General features: G+C 56.4%; 13 protein-coding genes. 9 read left to right on the top strand and 4 right to left on the bottom strand.

Going from position 1 to position 16,958, the window contains the following annotated elements:
• The first annotated feature begins 95 nt into the window (after nt 1–95).
• A complete protein-coding gene (locus EY643_RS09940; RefSeq protein WP_152662062.1) occupies nt 96–1,310 on the top strand; it encodes a CaiB/BaiF CoA transferase family protein in 1,215 nt (404 codons plus the stop codon).
• On the opposite strand, the gene EY643_RS09945 is transcribed toward EY643_RS09940, so the two are convergent.
• A complete protein-coding gene (locus EY643_RS09945; RefSeq protein ID WP_152662063.1) occupies nt 1,307–3,313 on the bottom strand; it encodes an AarF/UbiB family protein in 2,007 nt (668 codons plus the stop codon). The genes EY643_RS09940 and EY643_RS09945 overlap by 4 nt on opposite strands.
• A gap of 287 nt (nt 3,314–3,600) precedes the next feature.
• Here EY643_RS09945 and EY643_RS09950 point away from each other — a divergent pair, with 287 nt between their 5' ends.
• Nucleotides 3,601–5,964: a serine/threonine-protein kinase gene (locus EY643_RS09950; protein ID WP_152662064.1), complete on the top strand. Its 2,364-nt coding sequence runs from the start codon at nt 3,601–3,603 to the stop codon at nt 5,962–5,964.
• Nucleotide 5,965: 1 nt separating this feature from the next.
• Here the strand turns inward: EY643_RS09950 and EY643_RS09955 are convergent, their stop codons facing one another.
• A complete protein-coding gene (locus EY643_RS09955) occupies nt 5,966–6,760 on the bottom strand; it encodes an enoyl-CoA hydratase (protein WP_152662065.1) in 795 nt (264 codons plus the stop codon).
• Between the two features lie 127 nt (nt 6,761–6,887).
• Between EY643_RS09955 and EY643_RS09960 the strand changes: the two genes are divergently transcribed.
• From EY643_RS09960 to EY643_RS09990, 7 genes are all read left to right on the top strand, one after another.
• On the top strand, nt 6,888–8,111 hold the full coding sequence (locus EY643_RS09960) for an acyl-CoA dehydrogenase family protein (RefSeq protein WP_152662066.1): 1,224 nt from the start codon (nt 6,888–6,890) through the stop codon (nt 8,109–8,111).
• 4 nt (nt 8,112–8,115) lie between these two features.
• Nucleotides 8,116–8,895: an SDR family NAD(P)-dependent oxidoreductase gene (locus EY643_RS09965; protein WP_240732663.1), complete on the top strand. Its 780-nt coding sequence runs from the start codon at nt 8,116–8,118 to the stop codon at nt 8,893–8,895.
• Nucleotides 8,896–9,001: 106 nt separating this feature from the next.
• Entirely contained in the window at nt 9,002–9,421 is a 420-nt protein-coding gene (locus EY643_RS09970) for a hypothetical protein (protein WP_152662067.1), read from the top strand.
• A 259-nt stretch (nt 9,422–9,680) separates the two neighbouring features.
• Nucleotides 9,681–10,667 (top strand): FHA domain-containing protein, encoded by a 987-nt coding sequence (locus EY643_RS09975; protein WP_152662068.1) that lies wholly within the window; start codon nt 9,681–9,683, stop codon nt 10,665–10,667.
• Between the two features lie 5 nt (nt 10,668–10,672).
• The gene (locus EY643_RS09980) at nt 10,673–13,051 is read left to right on the top strand and encodes a serine/threonine-protein kinase (RefSeq protein ID WP_152662069.1); all 2,379 of its coding nucleotides are present in this window, start codon (nt 10,673–10,675) and stop codon (nt 13,049–13,051) included.
• A gap of 5 nt (nt 13,052–13,056) precedes the next feature.
• Entirely contained in the window at nt 13,057–14,790 is a 1,734-nt protein-coding gene (locus EY643_RS09985; protein ID WP_152662070.1) for a SulP family inorganic anion transporter, read from the top strand.
• The gene (locus tag EY643_RS09990; protein ID WP_152662071.1) at nt 14,787–15,014 is read left to right on the top strand and encodes a hypothetical protein; all 228 of its coding nucleotides are present in this window, start codon (nt 14,787–14,789) and stop codon (nt 15,012–15,014) included. Before EY643_RS09985 ends, EY643_RS09990 begins: the two co-directional genes overlap by 4 nt.
• Here EY643_RS09990 and sohB read toward each other — a convergent pair.
• Together sohB and nudC are read right to left on the bottom strand one after the other, a co-directional pair.
• Nucleotides 15,011–16,066 carry a protease SohB gene (gene sohB / locus EY643_RS09995; RefSeq protein WP_152662072.1) on the bottom strand — a complete coding sequence of 352 codons (1,056 nt, stop codon included), beginning with the start codon at nt 16,064–16,066 and terminating at the stop codon, nt 15,011–15,013. The genes EY643_RS09990 and sohB overlap by 4 nt on opposite strands.
• 14 nt (nt 16,067–16,080) lie before the next feature.
• Complete coding sequence (gene nudC / locus EY643_RS10000; RefSeq protein ID WP_152662073.1) at nt 16,081–16,896, bottom strand: NAD(+) diphosphatase; 816 nt, start codon at nt 16,894–16,896, stop codon at nt 16,081–16,083.
• Between the last annotated feature and the right edge of the window lie 62 nt (nt 16,897–16,958).

Genomic DNA, 16,958 nt, shown 5'->3' on the forward strand with positions numbered 1-16,958 from the left:
AAGTGACACGACAAGGCCCGTGTTTTGGCAGAAATGGCCCTGTTGCAGTGCCACTACGGGTCTACAATGAATAGCAATAAAAAAAGAGGTACGGCATGGATATTAAACTGAACGAACAACCCACAGGGCCGCTGGCCGGCATTCGCGTGCTGGACATCACCGCCATGATTACTGGCCCGCTATGTAGTCAAATGCTCGGCGATCTGGGGGCTGATGTCATCAAGATCGAACCCACCCATGGCGAGGTCGCTCGCTGGATGGTGCCGCCAGAGAAAAACGGCCTCACCGGTTTTTACTGCCAGATGAATCGCAACAAGCGCAGTCTCGCTCTCAATCTACAGACCCCGGAAGGTGTTGAGGCGTTGAAAAAGCTCGCGCTTGACGCTGACATCGTAGTGGAGAATTTCCGTGCAGGCGTCGCCGACAGACTCGGCATAGGCTACGAGGACCTTAAACCGCTGAATGATCGTCTCATCTATGCAGCCATCACCGGCTTCGGACCCACAGGTCCCTACTCCGATCGCCCGGCCTATGACCCAATCGCACAAGGGCTGGTCGGCATGATGCATATTCAGGGGGCACCATTTGGCGGCAAGCCCCAACTGATCCAATCGGCCATCGTGGACAAGACCACCGCCACTACAGCGGCGGGCGTTGTCATGGCCGCTCTCTATGCCCGCGACTGCAACGGCGGCACAGGCAAAGGCCAGCGTGTGGACATACCAATGATTGATGCCTATGCCGCAAACTCGCTGCCCGATATGCTGCCAGTGGACACGTTCCAGCCTTCCGATATGCCCGACGCCCAACCGCTTGCGGTACTGCGTGCGTTTGCTACCCAGGACGGGCATGTGGTGGGCATGGCCCTGCAGGACAACCACTTCCTTGGCTTGTGCGAAGCACTGGAGTGTATGGAGTTACTGGAGCGGGATGGCATGAGGAATGTCGGCGAGCGCATCGCTGATTTCGGTCCCTGGCTGGATGCCATCGAAATCGAAATCGCCAAGTGGCCGACCGATGAACTGCTCAAGCGATTCGATGCCAACGGAGTACCTTTCGGCAAGGTAAAGACCATCCGCGAGTTCGCCGAAGACCCTCAGGCCCTGCACAACCGGACGCTATTCGATGCTGAGCACCCTGAGAACGGGCAGATGCGCTACGTGCGCTATCCTGGGCATCTGTCGGAAACGCCCGCCAGCATGCATAAACATCCCCCTACTCTGGGGCAGCATTCAGACGAAATCCTGGGTGCTATCGGCTACGACGAAGAAGCGATAAAGCAATTGCGAGAGGCTGGAATTGTCGGCTAAGGCCTGGCTTTACGGCCCACAGGCAGGTCGGCTGCGACCTGCCTCAATAGCCGCTTGCGATATCCGCTCGCCTGGCGGTAGCTCTCTATAGCGGGGAACTCGAGCATAACCTTGGCGATATCCTGACTCATGGCCAGCCGCGACACGCCTTTGTAGATGCCGACATAGGAACCGAGCATTGCGGTGACTGAGCGGCTCAAATGCATATACTCACTATTGATCACAATACCCTGTCGGGCCATAACACTCGCCAGTCCCATTGCAAGCTCGAGCCGTTTGATCAATCCCTCGCTGCCCTCTCGATAAATCGTCAGCGCAAAATCCAGCCCCAGGGGCGCGATCGCGGCCTCAGAGAGTGCCTGTTCAACCAGGCGAAGAATCTCACTGCGTTGCGCCTCTAATGCTGCAGGTTCTATACCGAGTTTGATCATTGCCGACGTAATGGCGTGCGCATCTGCCGCGAAAATTGCCTGTAGGTAATTCAGTGCCGGGCGCCAGATATTGCTCACATCGACGCTGTTACCCCAGTCGATAAAGTACAGCTCGTTGCGCTCATCTACCAACAAGTTGCCCTGGTGAAGGTCGCCGTGAAATTCCTGATACACCAACAGGTGTGACAGCAAGGTGTGCAGGAAGGCGCGTCCAACCTTGCGCCTGCTGCGCAAATTTTTGCGCCCCTGCAGTGGCCTAAAGGCGGTACCCAGGCTGGCGCCTGTTTCGATATATTCCATTTCGATAATGCGCCGCGTGGTGGCATACACCTCTGGCACGTGCCAGCCACCGGTGTATCGGGCTCTCTCGCCGAAGCGAGTTTGCACGGCAGATTCTGCCTCGAAATCGAGCTCGGCACGAAAGCCTTCGACGAAAACATCGACCTGGTCCAGCCAGGAACTTAGAAACGGCGAAAGTTTTGAATGCGGCGCCCAGTACTGGCTACTGAGAATGGCCAGCTTGATAACGGTTTTCCCGATCAGAAACTCCCGCTCAAGATTATGCCTGCCCACCTTTACCACCAGGGTTTGCAGTTCCTGCTTGCCGCGTCTATTCAACACCGGTTTCTGCGCCACATACACAGATGCGATAGATCCAGACTTGAGTGGCTTACTGGCATCAAAGTCGTAGTAGCGCTTTGACGGTGACTCGCCGAAGCACTCTTTGAACGCCTGCTCTACTTCCCAGGGAGCCATTGGTTCAACATCTTCCTGGAAGACTTCCAGCGCGCTGCTGATCTCTTCGGGCAGGAAGTCAGAACCGGATGCGGCAACCTGAGCCATCTTGATAAAGAAAGGGCCGAACTCGCGGACCATCTGGGCAACCACACCCGCCTGAGCCTTAAAATCTTCCGGGTCAGTATCAAAAAATTCCCGGATATAGGCGAGTGCGCCTACTTGCCGGCGAAAAACGTCGAGGTCGGAGCGCAGCACGCCAGTCTGGTCATAGAGTTCGCGCATGTGGTGGTTGTTGCTGCGCCGCATCGCTTTGATCTGGTTGAGCACATCGACGATCAAGGGCTCGTAGGCGCCGAGCACAATGCGTGCGACATCAAGGCTGACTTCACCCAGCCCCTGTAGTTCAGGCTCCGCCATCAGATCATTAAAGAAACTCCAGAACTCCTCAGTGACCTGCTCGGGAATAGGAATCACGCTGCGCGCAGTGACCTGGTCCATGAGGAAACGGATCAAATTTTCCGTGCTCTCCTCGTTGGGCAGGATATTGTCTTCACGCAACTTCTTGGTGACGTCGCGAATCTGCTCGGTAACAGGATGCCTGCGCAGCGCCACAAATAATGCGTCCAGCGCTTCATTGAGCTCCGGCTCGGTCACATCCGCATGGCGATTGATGAGTGTGGCGAGTGGCCGCATTGCCACATAGATTTTTGCCAGCCCACCAGCAAAGGCGCCTGTGGCGCGCATTGCTGTACCCGTTCGATCACGGATGATCGGCAACCATTCCTCCAGCCGGGGCTGGGGGTCTGCGGGAGCTGCAGCTGCGGTCTTGGGCAAAATACAATCCGGGCCAGCATTTCAGCCAGCACAAAATTCTGATTTGGGGTGGAGACGCGCCGCTGGTGATACCGGCTCAGGCACGCCCTGACCGCCATTGTGTACGAACAGATTGGGCCGAGCAAGCTGTGCTGTCGTTAAACGGCAGCATACCCTGTGCATAAAGTTGCAGCAGGCATCAAATTGCTCTAGTTTCTTGTGCATCTGTAATACAGGCCCCCGATTGTCGCTTTGCGCGAGCATTCGGGCTATCACATAGGACGTGTATCCATGGGTGTTCTCCAATAGTGGACGAAAGCACCACAATTGTTGCTAACCGCTACGAGATTATCCGATCCCTCGGGCGCGGAGGAATGGGCGAGGTTTATCTCGCGATGGACGTAACCCTGGACAGGGAAGTCGCCATCAAGTACTTGCGGAGTGACCTTCCCGAGGGGGAATGGCGCGAGCGCATGCGCGGCGAAGCACGCTTACTGGCGCAACTGAATCACCCCAACATCGTTCAGATTCACGACATACTCGATGAAGATGACGTACCAGCGATGGTCATGGAATACGTCGATGGCCGGAACCTGTTCCTGTATATGCGTGAGCATCGGGTTGACCTGTCGCAGCGGCTGCACTGGCTCGCCCAAATAGCCTCCGGGATAGCCGCGTCGCACGATCAGGGGATCTGCCATCGCGACCTGAAGGCCGAAAATGTCCTCATCGGGCCTGGCAAAATCGCGAAGGTCAATGATTTCGGCATTGCCAGCGAAGGCGGCGACCCACAGACCGACATACTCGCTCTCGGCAATCTTGCCGCCCAGGTATTGGCCGATTGTCGGGAGGCACCGGCTCCCGGCATTCCACTGTTATTAGAGCGTATGTGCGCAGACAATCTCTCGCGGCGTCCAACCGCAAAAGAAGCCGCACATCAGCTACAACTGGCCTATTACGAATCGACCCAGGAAGAGACACCTCTGCCTGGCCAGGTTGACGAGCACCAACTGGCTCAGGGGCGCAAAAGAAAGCTGGCTTTCGCAGGCGCCGCCAGTATCGCTATCGCTATTTGCGCGACCTGGTTTTTGACCAGGCCAGTGGTCGTCAAGAATGTCGCTGTGGCGCCGGCAAGCATTCTCGCCGCTCAGGAATTTGATGACAGGCAGTTGAGGCTTTTGCGTACGGCGCTGAATCAGAGCTTGCGGCAGAACGTCATAGACAGCCCGAACCTTGCCCTTGTCAGGTATAGCGAGCAGGAGCTCGAAGCACAGACACCCTCAGAGCTGCTCGCTCTGCTCGCCGCCGACAGCCTGCTCATACCCACGCTGGATTGTGGCGCACATACCTGCGAACTCGCCCTGGATAGAGTTGAGGCTCCTGATGCCTCAGTATCGCACCAGCTGAACACAACCCTGCTGCTTGATTCCGCCCTTGACGTTGCTCAGCTTGTCAGCGGTCAATGGCACACTCTATTTCCCAATAGCCGCATGACAACTGGGCAAGCGGCAGACGCCATCACCGAAGACGACTACCGGTCCTACCTGAACATCTACCTGGCGCACGAGCAAAGCAGCCTTCCGGCAGTCGAGATGTTCCAGGATCTAGAATCGCTACTCGAAAGCGCGCCCGCCTATGCACCCGCCTACCGTCTGCTTGCAGACGTGGGCAGCCTCGCCTACCAGACCATGTCAGACCCCAAGTATCTGGAAGCAATGGAGCGCCAACTTGAAAATGGTGATCGGCGTGTATCCAGCCCTCAGGCCCTGGACTATGCCTGGTTCGATTTTTACCAGGCCAGCGGCGATATAGAGAAAATGCGCTCCACCCGGGCCCGCATTATCCAGCACGACCCAAACCCGGTGTTAGCAAACTACATGCAGGGAGATATAGAGAGCGCGGCACTGAACTTTACTGCTGCGGCTCAAAATTATCAGCGAACACTGGACCTGCAACCGACCAGCGACCACTACTACCAACTAGGCAGAAGCCTCTACTTTTCCGGTGACTCGTCCGCCGCTGTCGATGTGCTCGAGAGCCTGGTTCAGCGCTTTCCTTATCATGCCCAGGGCCTGAACCTGCTTGCGATCATTCAATTCGAAAAATGGGAGCTTGCCGAGGCCATATCGAACTGGGAGCGCAGCCTGGCGGTGCGGGACGACCCTCTGGTGCGCAGCAATCTCGGAAGTGCCTACCTATACCTCGACGACTACGACACCGCCAGAGAACAATTCATCAAAGCCTATAGTGCAGATAGCCAGGATGCGGTCATGGTTCTGAATCTTGCCGACGTCGAATCTCTGCTGGGTAACATCGCGAGAGCCAATGCACTTTATGGCGAGCTTGTAGAGCGTTATCGAGCCGAGGATCCAATGGTTTTTCCTGAGGCCGCAGCGCAAGCCGCAGCGCATTTGGGCTTGTACGAGCAGGCGCTGGGCATTGTTAAAAACCAGGAAACAGACTTCAACGGAAATCCCTTGAAGAACTTTTCAGATGCGCTGGTCTATACGATCGCCGGGCAAACGATATCAGCGTTGGTCGAAGTGGACAGCGCCATTAAAGCGGGCCTTGCTGCACAATTCTTCGACCTCCCCTGGTTCGACCGACTGTGCGCCGAACAGCGCTTTGTTCAAATTATGAGCGAGGGCGCAAATAGCGCCCGCTGTCCCTGAATCATCCCCGTGCTCGCTGCTTCAACGCGGCCAGGCGTTCGCCCATCGCGGAAACATCGATGGCATCGTTATAGCGATTGGACCTGTCTCCCTCCATCTCAAGCGCATCGCCGAGGCTGCTCTCCCAACCCTCGTTCATCATCGCCTTGATTTCACACAGTGCCTCAGGCAGGCAGGTCGCTATCTGGTGCGCGGTATCCAGTGCCTGGCTCAGCAGTTCGTTGTCGGGGCATACCTTGTTAACCAGCCCCCACTCCATACCCTGGGCGGCACTGAAATAGTCGCCCGTAAAACTGATCTCGCGAGCGCGATTAATGCCGACAAGGCGCGGCAGCTTTTGTGACAAGCCCCAGCCTGGTATAAGACCGACCCTTGCGTGCGTGTCTGCAAACTTTGCGCTTTCAGCGGCATAGAGGAAATCGCAGGCGAGTGCGATCTCGAAGCCGCCAGTAACCGCGAAACCATTTACGGCGCCAACAATAGGTTTGCGGCATTGACTGAAAGCCGTCATCACCCGACTCCCCGGCCCCATGTTGCCTTCACTCATCAAACCGTTGCCACCAGACAATTCTTTCAAATCGACGCCGACGGTAAATGCCTTGCCACGGCCGGTGAGTACGACAGCGACGATGCTGTCATCTGCATCCACCCGACCGAGAGCTTCTATCAGGCCGTTGAGCAGCGCCACACTGAGAGCATTGAAGCTCTCAGGCCGATTCAACTCAATCAGCGCGACGCCCTCACCCCGGCTCAACACTAGCTGCCCGTCTGCCAATTCCTCTATGTGATCAAACATCGTCTGTTTTCCTCCTATTGCTTATCAATTCCATCAATGTCGAAACATTATTGAAATAAATTTGAACGATTCAAGGTGCAACCATAACATCATCAGCTTCCAAGAAACGTGACACAGGAATAGCACCATGTACCAATTTAGTGATCGCTCGCGGGAATTGCAGGCACGGCTACAGCAGTTCATGGATGAATATATCTATCCCAACGAAGACGCGTACCACCGGCAACTCAATGGGGCGGAGAACCGCTTTGGCGCACTGCCACTCATGGACGAGCTAAAAGCGAAAGCAAAGGACGCGGGCCTGTGGAATCTCTTTGTACCTCCTTCACTGGCGCAGTTCGTCGATCACGAGGGGCTCAGCAATTTCGATTACGCCCCCCTGGCCGAGGCTATGGGCCGTGTCTTGTGGAGCCCGGAGGTGTTCAATTGCAATGCTCCGGACACTGGGAATATGGAGGTGTTCATGAAATACGGCAGCGAGGCACAACAGGCGAAATGGCTGACGCCGCTGCTTGACGGAGAGATACGCTCAGCCTATGCCATGACCGAACCACAAGTGGCTTCATCCGATGCCACCAACGTCGAGCTGCGCATAGAACGCGACGGAGACGAATGGGTACTAAATGGCCGCAAATGGTTTATCACCAACGCAATGTACGAGCGGACCAAGATCTTCATCGTCATGGGCAAGTCGGACCCCGGTCACGAGAGCCGCCACAAACAGCAGAGCCAGGTGCTGGTTCCCAAAGGTACTCCGGGGCTGAAAATTGTTCGACCGCTGACCACCCTCGGATACGACGATGCCCCCATTGGCCACGCAGAGCTGCGTTTTGACAACGTGCGCGTACCGGCAGAAAACATACTGCTAGGCGAGGGTCGTGGTTTTGAAATCGCACAGGGCCGCCTTGGCCCCGGCCGCATTCACCACTGTATGCGCCTGATTGGCATCGCCCAGCGCTCGCTGGAGCTTGCCTGTGCACGCAGTGTGAGTCGGACCACCTTCGGGCGGACTCTCGACCGGCACCAGTCTGTCCGCGAAGACATTTCCAAGAGCTTTTCAGAGATAGAAATGGCGCGCCTGCTGGTGCTTAAAACCTGCGCAAAAATGGACGAAGCCGGCCCCAAGGGTGCCATGGACCTGATCGCGGCCAGTAAAACAAGCGTTCCAATCATGATGCAGCAGGTTATTGATCGCTGCATGCAGTTGCACGGAGCCGGAGGTCTCACTGAAGACTACTGCATGGCCGAGGGCTTCAACTATGCGCGCTGGTGCCGCCAGGCTGATGGCCCGGACCAGGTGCACCAGATGGCACTTGGGAAAATGGTCATCAAGCGATTCACAGAGGAATAGGACTATGGCCCAAGGCATGGATGGACTGTTTTCGCTTGAAGGTAAGGTGGCGCTGGTAACAGGTGCCTCCAGCGGGCTTGGAGCGCATTTTGCAAAAATACTGGCAGCTGCCGGGGCCACGGTCGTGGCCGCCGCCCGGCGTCAGGAAAAGCTGGAAACGCTGGTCGCTGACATCACTGCCGCCGGCGGGCAGGCTGCGGCAGTGGGAATGGACGTTACGGATGCCGCGAGTGTCACCGAGGGAATCGCCGACATCGAGCAGACTCACGGCGGCATAGACATCCTGGTAAACAACGCCGGGGTGGCTGGATCGCGGTATAGCCTCAACGTCACTGAAACCGAATTCGATCATATTATGAACGCTAACCTGAAGGGTGCCTGGCGCGTTGCCCAGGCCGTAGCCCGACTGGCCAGCGCCAATGAACGCTGCTGCAGTATCATCAATATTGCCTCCATCCTGGGTTTGAGAGTTAGCTTCGGCGAGAGTGTTTATGCTATCTCCAAGGCAGCCGTCGTGCAGATGACCAAAGCCATGGCGCTGGAGCTAGCGCCCAAGGGTATTCGAGTCAACGCCATCGCCCCGGGCTATTTTGCTACCGAGATGAATAGCGAGTACCTGAATTCTGACGCCGGGCAGGCCTACCTGAAGGGAACTCCGGCGGGACGAATGGGGGATATCGACGAACTGAGCGGCCCGCTCTTGCTTTTGGCCAGTGAGGCCGGCAGCTTCGTTAACGGGGCCATCCTGCCTGTCGACGGCGGCCACCTGGTAAAAGCGCTGTAAGGCAAATGTAATATCACGTAATTGCCGCTGGGAACCCTTGTAAGCGATGCTGAGCTTACTCCGTTGGAGCAATAACAGCTTACAAACACCAAGAAAGGGCACAGCAGTGATTATCAGCCTTGATATCAAGGATTACGCCGAAGTTCAGCACATGTTCCGTCGTTATCCCCGCGCGATTTATGGCCTGGCCATGCCTTATACCCACGAGAGTGTGTTCTCCGATATCCTCGCCCAGGGCGAGGATTTGTTCATCTCCGCCCACGGCAGCCCCGACTCGATTGGTCATCCGCTGAGTACGCCTCGTTTCGACGCGGCCGAACTAGCTCAATGGCTGCAGGAAAAGGTGGTGCCCTGTAACTTCTTCGGTAATATCTATATTGCCGCGCCCGGTGCTGACCAGAAGTTCATCAATGCCCTGCTCGATCAACTCGGCGAAGAATTTGAGGGCCGTGTTCACGGTCTATTCGATTTCGCCTACAGCCAGATCATGCCCCCCAGTCGCGGTGACTGGGTTCAGGCAGCCTGAAAAACACCCAGTAAACGCCAGGCAAAAAAAAGCGGCCATCCCTGGCCGCTAATTTCCGCGTGGTGTGCATTCCCATGCACGGTGTTATCCTGCCTCTATCCTTCAACCAGCGCTATTACGCCTAATTACAGGCAATAGGGGTAAGCTGGTTGCACTGTTCAGGGAATTCGACTATTTTCGTCGGAGATATAGGGGAGCTTGATCCTGATACCGGCTAGATCACGGAAGATTGGCCAATTAATAGACAAGGCGTGGTTCCATGGCGCAATTGCGCGACACTAACACTAAGCGAAGCTTCTCGCTCCGCACTCACCATACTATCGGCCGCTGCGCGGAACGTTCCGATACGGTGGTGAGCAGCCCAATTACTTCGAGAATTCACCTTTCCATGGAATGGGACGGAGACCACTGGAATGTGCGCGATCTATCCAAAAATGGCACCTGGCTAGGTGCTAAACGTCTACAACCCAATGAGAGCGTACCTGTGCGGCTTGGCGACACCATTCATGTCGGTGCCCCCGACATGCCGCCGCTGGAGTTCATAGACGACCAGCCTCCCAGTTCTGGCCTGATTGCCACCACAGACGACACCCCGGATTTGCCTCTGGAGCCTTTTATATTCCTGCCCAGTGCGGATAACCCACAGGCGGTGCTCATTTATTCCTACCACCGCCACTCCTGGCTACTGCACCCGATGGAGCACGACAATGTGCAATCCAATGAGCGGGTTATCCACCATGGTGATTACCTTCGCTATGGCGGACACGAGTGGCAGGTATTTCTTGCTGAGACCGAACAGGTCACTGAGATCAATATCGCGCCAGAAAAGAAGCTCGAGGATATCGAGTTTATCTTTGACCTCAGCCGCGACGAGGAGAACACAGGTCTGCAGCTCCAGTTCGGCAGCAAACAGGTGAACCTGGGGGAACGCAGCCATCATTACCTGCTGATGCACCTGGCACGAATCCGCGCAGCAGACGCTGGCAATGGCTACGACCAGAAAACCCAGGGCTGGATCGATAACGAGCAGCTCAAAAAAGATCTGGGCATGGATATGCCACATATCAACATCATGATTTTCCGCGCCCGCAAGCAGATTACGGAAAATCTCGAACACACCCTCGACTCCGACCAGCTGATCGAGCGTGGCAAAGGACGGATGCGCTTCGGCAGTCCGAAATTCAGAATCTTCAAAGGCGAGAGCCTGGCCTACGCCCTCCCCAGCGCTGACGCCTCAGTACGGTAAGGCGCATGCCCTCTGACGCCGGATCTGTACTCGCCGGAAAATATGAAATTCTCCGTGCGCTCGGCCGTGGCGGCATGGGCGAGGTCTACCTCGCCCAGGACTTACGACTCAAGCGCAATGTCGCGGTAAAATACCTGCGTGGCGACCTTCCCGAGGGCAATTGGGCCGAGCACCTCCGTCGCGAGGCCCTACTGTTAGCCCAACTTAATCATCCGAATATTGTCCAGATCTACGACATAGTAGAAGAAGATGGCACGCTTGCTTTCGTCATGGAGTACGTCGAGGGGCGCAACCTCTTCCTGCACTTGCGCGAGCACCGTGTGGATTTGGGTGAGCGCCTGCGCTGGCTTGCGGAAATTTCAGCAGGTCTGGCCGCCTCCCACGAAGCCGGTGTCTCCCACTGCGATCTCAAAGCCGAAAATGTGCTTATAAGCCCTGCGGGCACGGCCAAGGTCAATGACTTTGGTATCGCCAGTGAAAAAACTGATCCGGCCGAAGATATAGCGGCACTGGGGCGACTTGCCGAGTCCATGCTGGCAGATCATCGCCACAGTATCAGCCCTGCGATGGACGAACTGCTTGAATCTCTCGCTCACCGGAAGGCCTCCGCGCGACCCACCGCCGCCCAGGTGGCTGAGCGCTTTCGATTCGCCTGGTATGAGTACTACCAGCAGGAAACCCCCCTCCCCGAGCAGATCGCCCCGGCACAGGAAGGTTCGGGAAATCTACAGTGGTTTGGCGTTTCTGCAGCACTACTGGCACTCATCGCGGCTACTCTGCTGTACATGAGGGAGCCAGAAAAAATCCGCTATGTTGCGATCGCCCCAACCGAAATTACACAGTCAGCCCAGTCCGCGGCAGGCCAGGACTATACGGCCCGCGCTGTGGTCCAGAGCTTGCGCGAAACGACTGTTGCAGCGGAAGGACTGGCACTGGCCGATTACAATGCCGGAGACCTCGACGAAAATCTCACACCCGCCGAGACCATGACAGCACTGGGTGCCGATACCCTGATAACCAGCAAACTCGATTGCACTCGAAGCCCCTGCCAATTGGAGTTGGTGCAATTCAGCGGTTCTCATGCACGCCGCTCCGCGCCGCACCGCATGGAACTGCCGAGCCAAACTGCACTGGCAAGCAGAGAGATGGCACGAGAGCAGTGGGCCGCGCTCTTCCCCGATAGCGATTTGCCCGCGAACACAGATATGGTCAGTGAGCAGGCTTATATCGAGTATCTGAACCAATTTGCGCGTCATGAGAATAACGCCAGCCCCAACTCAGACACTGTGTTCCAGCTGGCTGCGACTCTCGATAATGCGCCCTCCTTCGCTCCCCTGTATCAGCTCTATATTGAGACTGCTTTTGAGCTCTATGCGGCCACGGCTTCGCCAGCCTTACTGGATCAGATCGAAAGCAGGCTGGCTCTCGCAGACCGCGAATTGGCGTTACCGGAACGGCTGGATTTTGAACGTTTCCAGCTAGCCCTGGCCAGGGGAGATCTCGGCCGTGCAGACACACTGAAGAACCAGATTGTGAGCCGAGGGACAGATCCTGCCCGCGCGAGTTACCTGCAGGGAGAAGTTCTTCTCGGCAGTGAACGCTACGCCGAAGCGATACCCTACTTCGCAGCGGCTACCATTCTTCGCCCCTCTGTTCGCTATCTGACGCGCCAGTCTGTCAACGCCTACAGGAGCGGTGATTTCCACGAAGCCCAGCACGCGCTCATCGTTATGCAGGACATCTATCCCCACAACACACGTGCGCTGGATATGCTGGCAAGGCAGCAAATCTCTATTGGCCGGCTGGATCTTGCCATCGCCACCACAGAGCGGAGTCTAACGCTGTCGGATTCAGCCACCACGCGCGCTACATTGGGCATCGCCCACCTCCTCGACGGAGATTACGCTGCGGCCAGAGAAGCGCTAAGCCGGGCCTTCCAGGCCGATAGAGGGATGACCCTGACCCTGCTGCAGCTGGCTGAGGCTGAAGAATTGCTCGGCAATGAGCCCAAAGCCGATCAACTGTATAAGCAGGTGATTGATCGGGAACAGGCCGGTGATCTTCTATTATCTCCCCAGGCGGCTGCACTGGCTTATGCGCACCGCGGCGAGACAGATACAGCTGTGCGATTGACCCGCTCATCACACCGCCAGATCAAGGGGCTGCGCCATGCGCGAGCGGCTGCGCTGGTCTATACTCTCGCCAACATGCACCTTGACGCACTCAATCATATCGAAGAGGCCCTGGACGCGGGGTCGAAGGGCCACTACTTCAACCTGCCCTGGTTCGACCCTTTGTGTGCGGAAACCCGTTTTCTCGAACTCATGGAGCAAGCGGAAAATGATTCCCGCTGCGTTGCCCTCGCCATATCAGGTGCGGAGTAACACCGTTGAATAAACCCGACGGCTGGTTCCCCCCGCGAACCTGGCTCGCGGCGTACACAAAAGCTGATGGGGCCGCCGACATCCTGGCAGGCGTTATCGTAGCGATAATGCTGATCCCGCAATCACTCGCGTATGCGCTACTCGCGGGCCTGCCACCGGAGATGGGACTCTACGCTTCAATCCTGCCGCTGATCGCCTACGCCCTACTCGGAACCAGTCGCACGCTGTCGGTGGGCCCTGTTGCCGTTATTTCCCTGATGACAGCCTCTGCCCTGGCCAGAGTAACCGCCACCGGTGAGGTGGACTACGCCAGCGCAGCCATTGCGCTTGCGGCTCTATCGGGTGTAATGCTGGTCGGCATGGGGTTTTTGCGCTTCGGCTTCCTCGCAAACTTCCTCTCCCATCCGGTAGTTTCAGGCTTCATCACCGCATCAGGCATCATCATCGCACTCAGCCAATTGAGCCACTTGCTGGGGATTACTGGCAGCGGGAGCACCCTGCCCGCACTGTTGTCCGGGCTTGTCAGCCAGCTCTCGCAGAGTAATGTCTACACGGCGCTTACTGGCATCGGCGTGCTGACATTTCTGCTGTGGAGCCGTAAAGGGCTGGAGCCGCTACTTATCCGGCTCGGCACCCCGACGACCTTCGCTGCGATACTCGCTCGCGCTGGTCCGGTATTCGCAATTCTGGCTACCGCATGGTTGAGCTATCGCCTCCACCTTGGCGATCATGGCGTCGCGTTGGTAGGTGCTATCCCTGCAGGTCTGCCTGCGCTGTCTGCCCCGCCTGTCGAGCTTTCCCTGTGGCGGGAGTTGGCGGTGTCTGCGCTGTTAATCTCGATAATAGGGTTTGTAGAATCCGTATCAGTGGGGAAAACGCTTGCTGCAAAACGTCGCCAGCGTATCGATCACAATCAGGAGTTAGTCGCCCTCGGCAGCGCAAATATCGCCGCCAGCATTAGCGGCGGCTTCCCGGTAACGGGAGGATTCTCTCGCTCAGTCGTCAATTTCGACGCCGGCGCCCACACTCAGGCCGCAAGTATTTTTGCTGCAGCGGGCATTGCCCTGACCGCGCTATTCTTGACACCTGCATTGCTCTACCTGCCTAAAGCAACGCTGGCAGCCACCATTATTGTTGCCGTCATTTCACTGCTGGATATCAAAGTATTAGCCAAGGCCTGGCGCTATGCACGTTCAGATTTTTTTGCGGTCTCGATCACTATCATCGTCACCCTGATAGCGGGGGTCGAAATCGGTGTTCTATGCGGCATTACATCGTCTATCCTGCTCCATTTGCACAAAACCACCAGGCCGCACGTTGCAGTGGTCGGGACGGTTCCGGGGACCGAGCATTACCGCAATACAGAACGCCACGAGGTCATCACCTATCCCTCGCTTGTGTCGATCAGGATCGACGAAAGTCTTTACTTCGCCAACGCAGGTTATCTTGAAGACTACATTTATCGGCTGGTCGCCGAGCAAAACGAACTGAAGCATGTCATTCTCCAGTGCACGGCAGTGAATGAGATCGATATGAGTGCGCTTGAAATGCTGGAGTCAGTCGTCCACAGCCTTGCTGAACAGGGTATTACACTTAATCTCAGTGAGGTCAAAGGGCCGGTGATGGATGCCTTGAAGGAAGTTAATTTCCCGTCCAGCCTCTCCGGAAAAATCTATCTCAGCCATCACCAGGCGGTAAAAGCCCTCAGGCTGGACGAGCCGGAGCCCTATATCATATGACGATGCCACCCGAATCCAAACTGCTAAAAAACCTGGGGCTGGTGGGGGCGGTATTGCTTATTGCCCTGCTTGCGACCCTAACCCTGTACGAGGAGGACCCTTGCGCCAACCCGGACCTGGATATCAGCGGCGCGGTTCTCGCCGAGGAAGAGGAGCAGTCGGCCATGGTGAATCGTGCAATCGTGGAGCGCGCCGCCTGCGAGCAGCGCGAAGCTAAGCCCTAAAGCTGCGGCCGCTGCCCACGCTGAAATATCTTTAAAAAGCCTCGTTCCATCGCGCTTTCAGCCGCGACACCCAGCTTTTCCTGCCAGTTCTTCTTGTGCACAAAACGCACTTCGAAAACGTCCCACTCTTCCAGGCGCTGTTGCAGGAAACTATCGGATGTCATGATCTCGTCGACCAGGCCCTGATCCACTGCCTGCTGCCCATACCAGACTTCTCCGGTTGCGACCGCGTCCACGTCGAGTTGCGGGCGATTGCCGGCGACAAAGTCTTTAAACAGACCGTGCGTGTCCTCCAGTTCCTGGGTGAACTTCTCGCGGCCTTTGTCGGTATTCTCGCCAAACATGGTCAGCGTTCGCTTGTATTCACCAGCAGTGAACAGTTCAAAATCGATATCGTGTTTCTTTAATAATCGGTGAAAATTGGGCAATTGCGCCAATACGCCGATGGAGCCAATAACGGCAAACGGGGCAGCGATAATTCGGCTCGCCACACACGCCATCATGTAGCCGCCACTGGCAGCCACTTTGTCTACGGCAATCGTCAGCGGTACTTCTGCATCACGAATGCGCTGCAACTGGCTGGCGGCGAGGCCATAGCCATGCACCAGGCCGCCGGGGCTCTCAACCTTGACCAGTATCTCGTCGCCGGCGCGTGTCTCGGTAAGGACTGCCGATATTTCTTCGCGCAGGTTATCAGTAGCGCTGGCCTTGATATCACCATCGAAATCCAGCACATACAGGCGGCTGCGCTCGGCATCTGCGGCTTTTTCTTTCTTGCGTTTCTTTTTTTCCTGCTTGGCTTTTTGCTTCTCGGACTTCTTCTCTTCCTTGAGTTGATCCTTGTAGGCAGCCTCCGGCTCGACTGTTTCACGAATAGCCGCACCAATGTGTTTATACTTTTCGTTGAGGTTGCGGATCTCGATATGCCCCTCGTTCATATCCGAGCGCTGGCGCTGGCCAATCGCTACCAGCCCCGCCACAAGGATGAGGACTGCCGCAACAAGGGTTACAGACTGCGCAAGAAATAATCCGAATTCAAACAGGTACTCCAAGATTTACTCCAGTTTTAACGTTGTTTAGTGGCAACAAAGTGCCTGATCAATTGGCCAGCAACCGAACTGGCGGGGGGAATGACGGGCAAATCACTGTAGTGAAACCATTGCGCGTCTGCTATCTCGACGTGATCGGGTGTGAGCTCACCACTGCGATACTCGGCAAAGAATCCGAGCATCAGCTGATTGGGGAATGGCCAGGCTTGTGATTGAAAGTACTCAAGTTTTCCAACCTCGACACCTACCTCCTCACGAACCTCGCGAATAAGCGTCTCTTCAGCATTCTCTCCAGCCTCAATAAAACCTGCCAGGGTGCTGTACATAGGGCCAGGAAAGTTGGCATTGCGCGCCAGCAACAATTCATCACCGCGAGTGACCAAGGTAATAATACATGGCGCGATACGCGGATAGATTATCGTGCCGCAAGGCGAACAGCGCATCGCGCGCTCGCTAAGATCAGCGGACATCTCATTGCCACAACGGCCGCAGTATCGATGGTCACGCTCCCAATCCAGCAATTGGGCTGCCCTGCCCGCTACAGAAAACAGCTGCTCGTCTACCCGACCGAGTAATTGGTAGAGTGAGCCGGCATTGAACTGCAGCGGGTCTACTTCATCTCGCTCGTCAATTTCGAGGGCAAACAACGGCTGTTCTCCCCAGAACCCAACGAACTGGCGGCGCCTTACCTGCCATCCTATCCCTCGGGTAACCTGCTCCTGCAGCAAACAGAGATCGGCGGACCGCATATCAGTCACCAATTTACCGTTCTGGAAGACCACGTGGAGTTCGGGCAGGCCACCCTCGGGGGGCGCATTGTCGGGTCGGAACATCTGACGATCACAGAATTGAAAATGACCGGCTATAGTATGCCCCCGGGAGAGTCGGAGCAAGG

Source organism: Halioglobus maricola, from assembly GCF_009388985.1.
Lineage (GTDB): Bacteria > Pseudomonadota > Gammaproteobacteria > Pseudomonadales > Halieaceae > Halioglobus > Halioglobus maricola.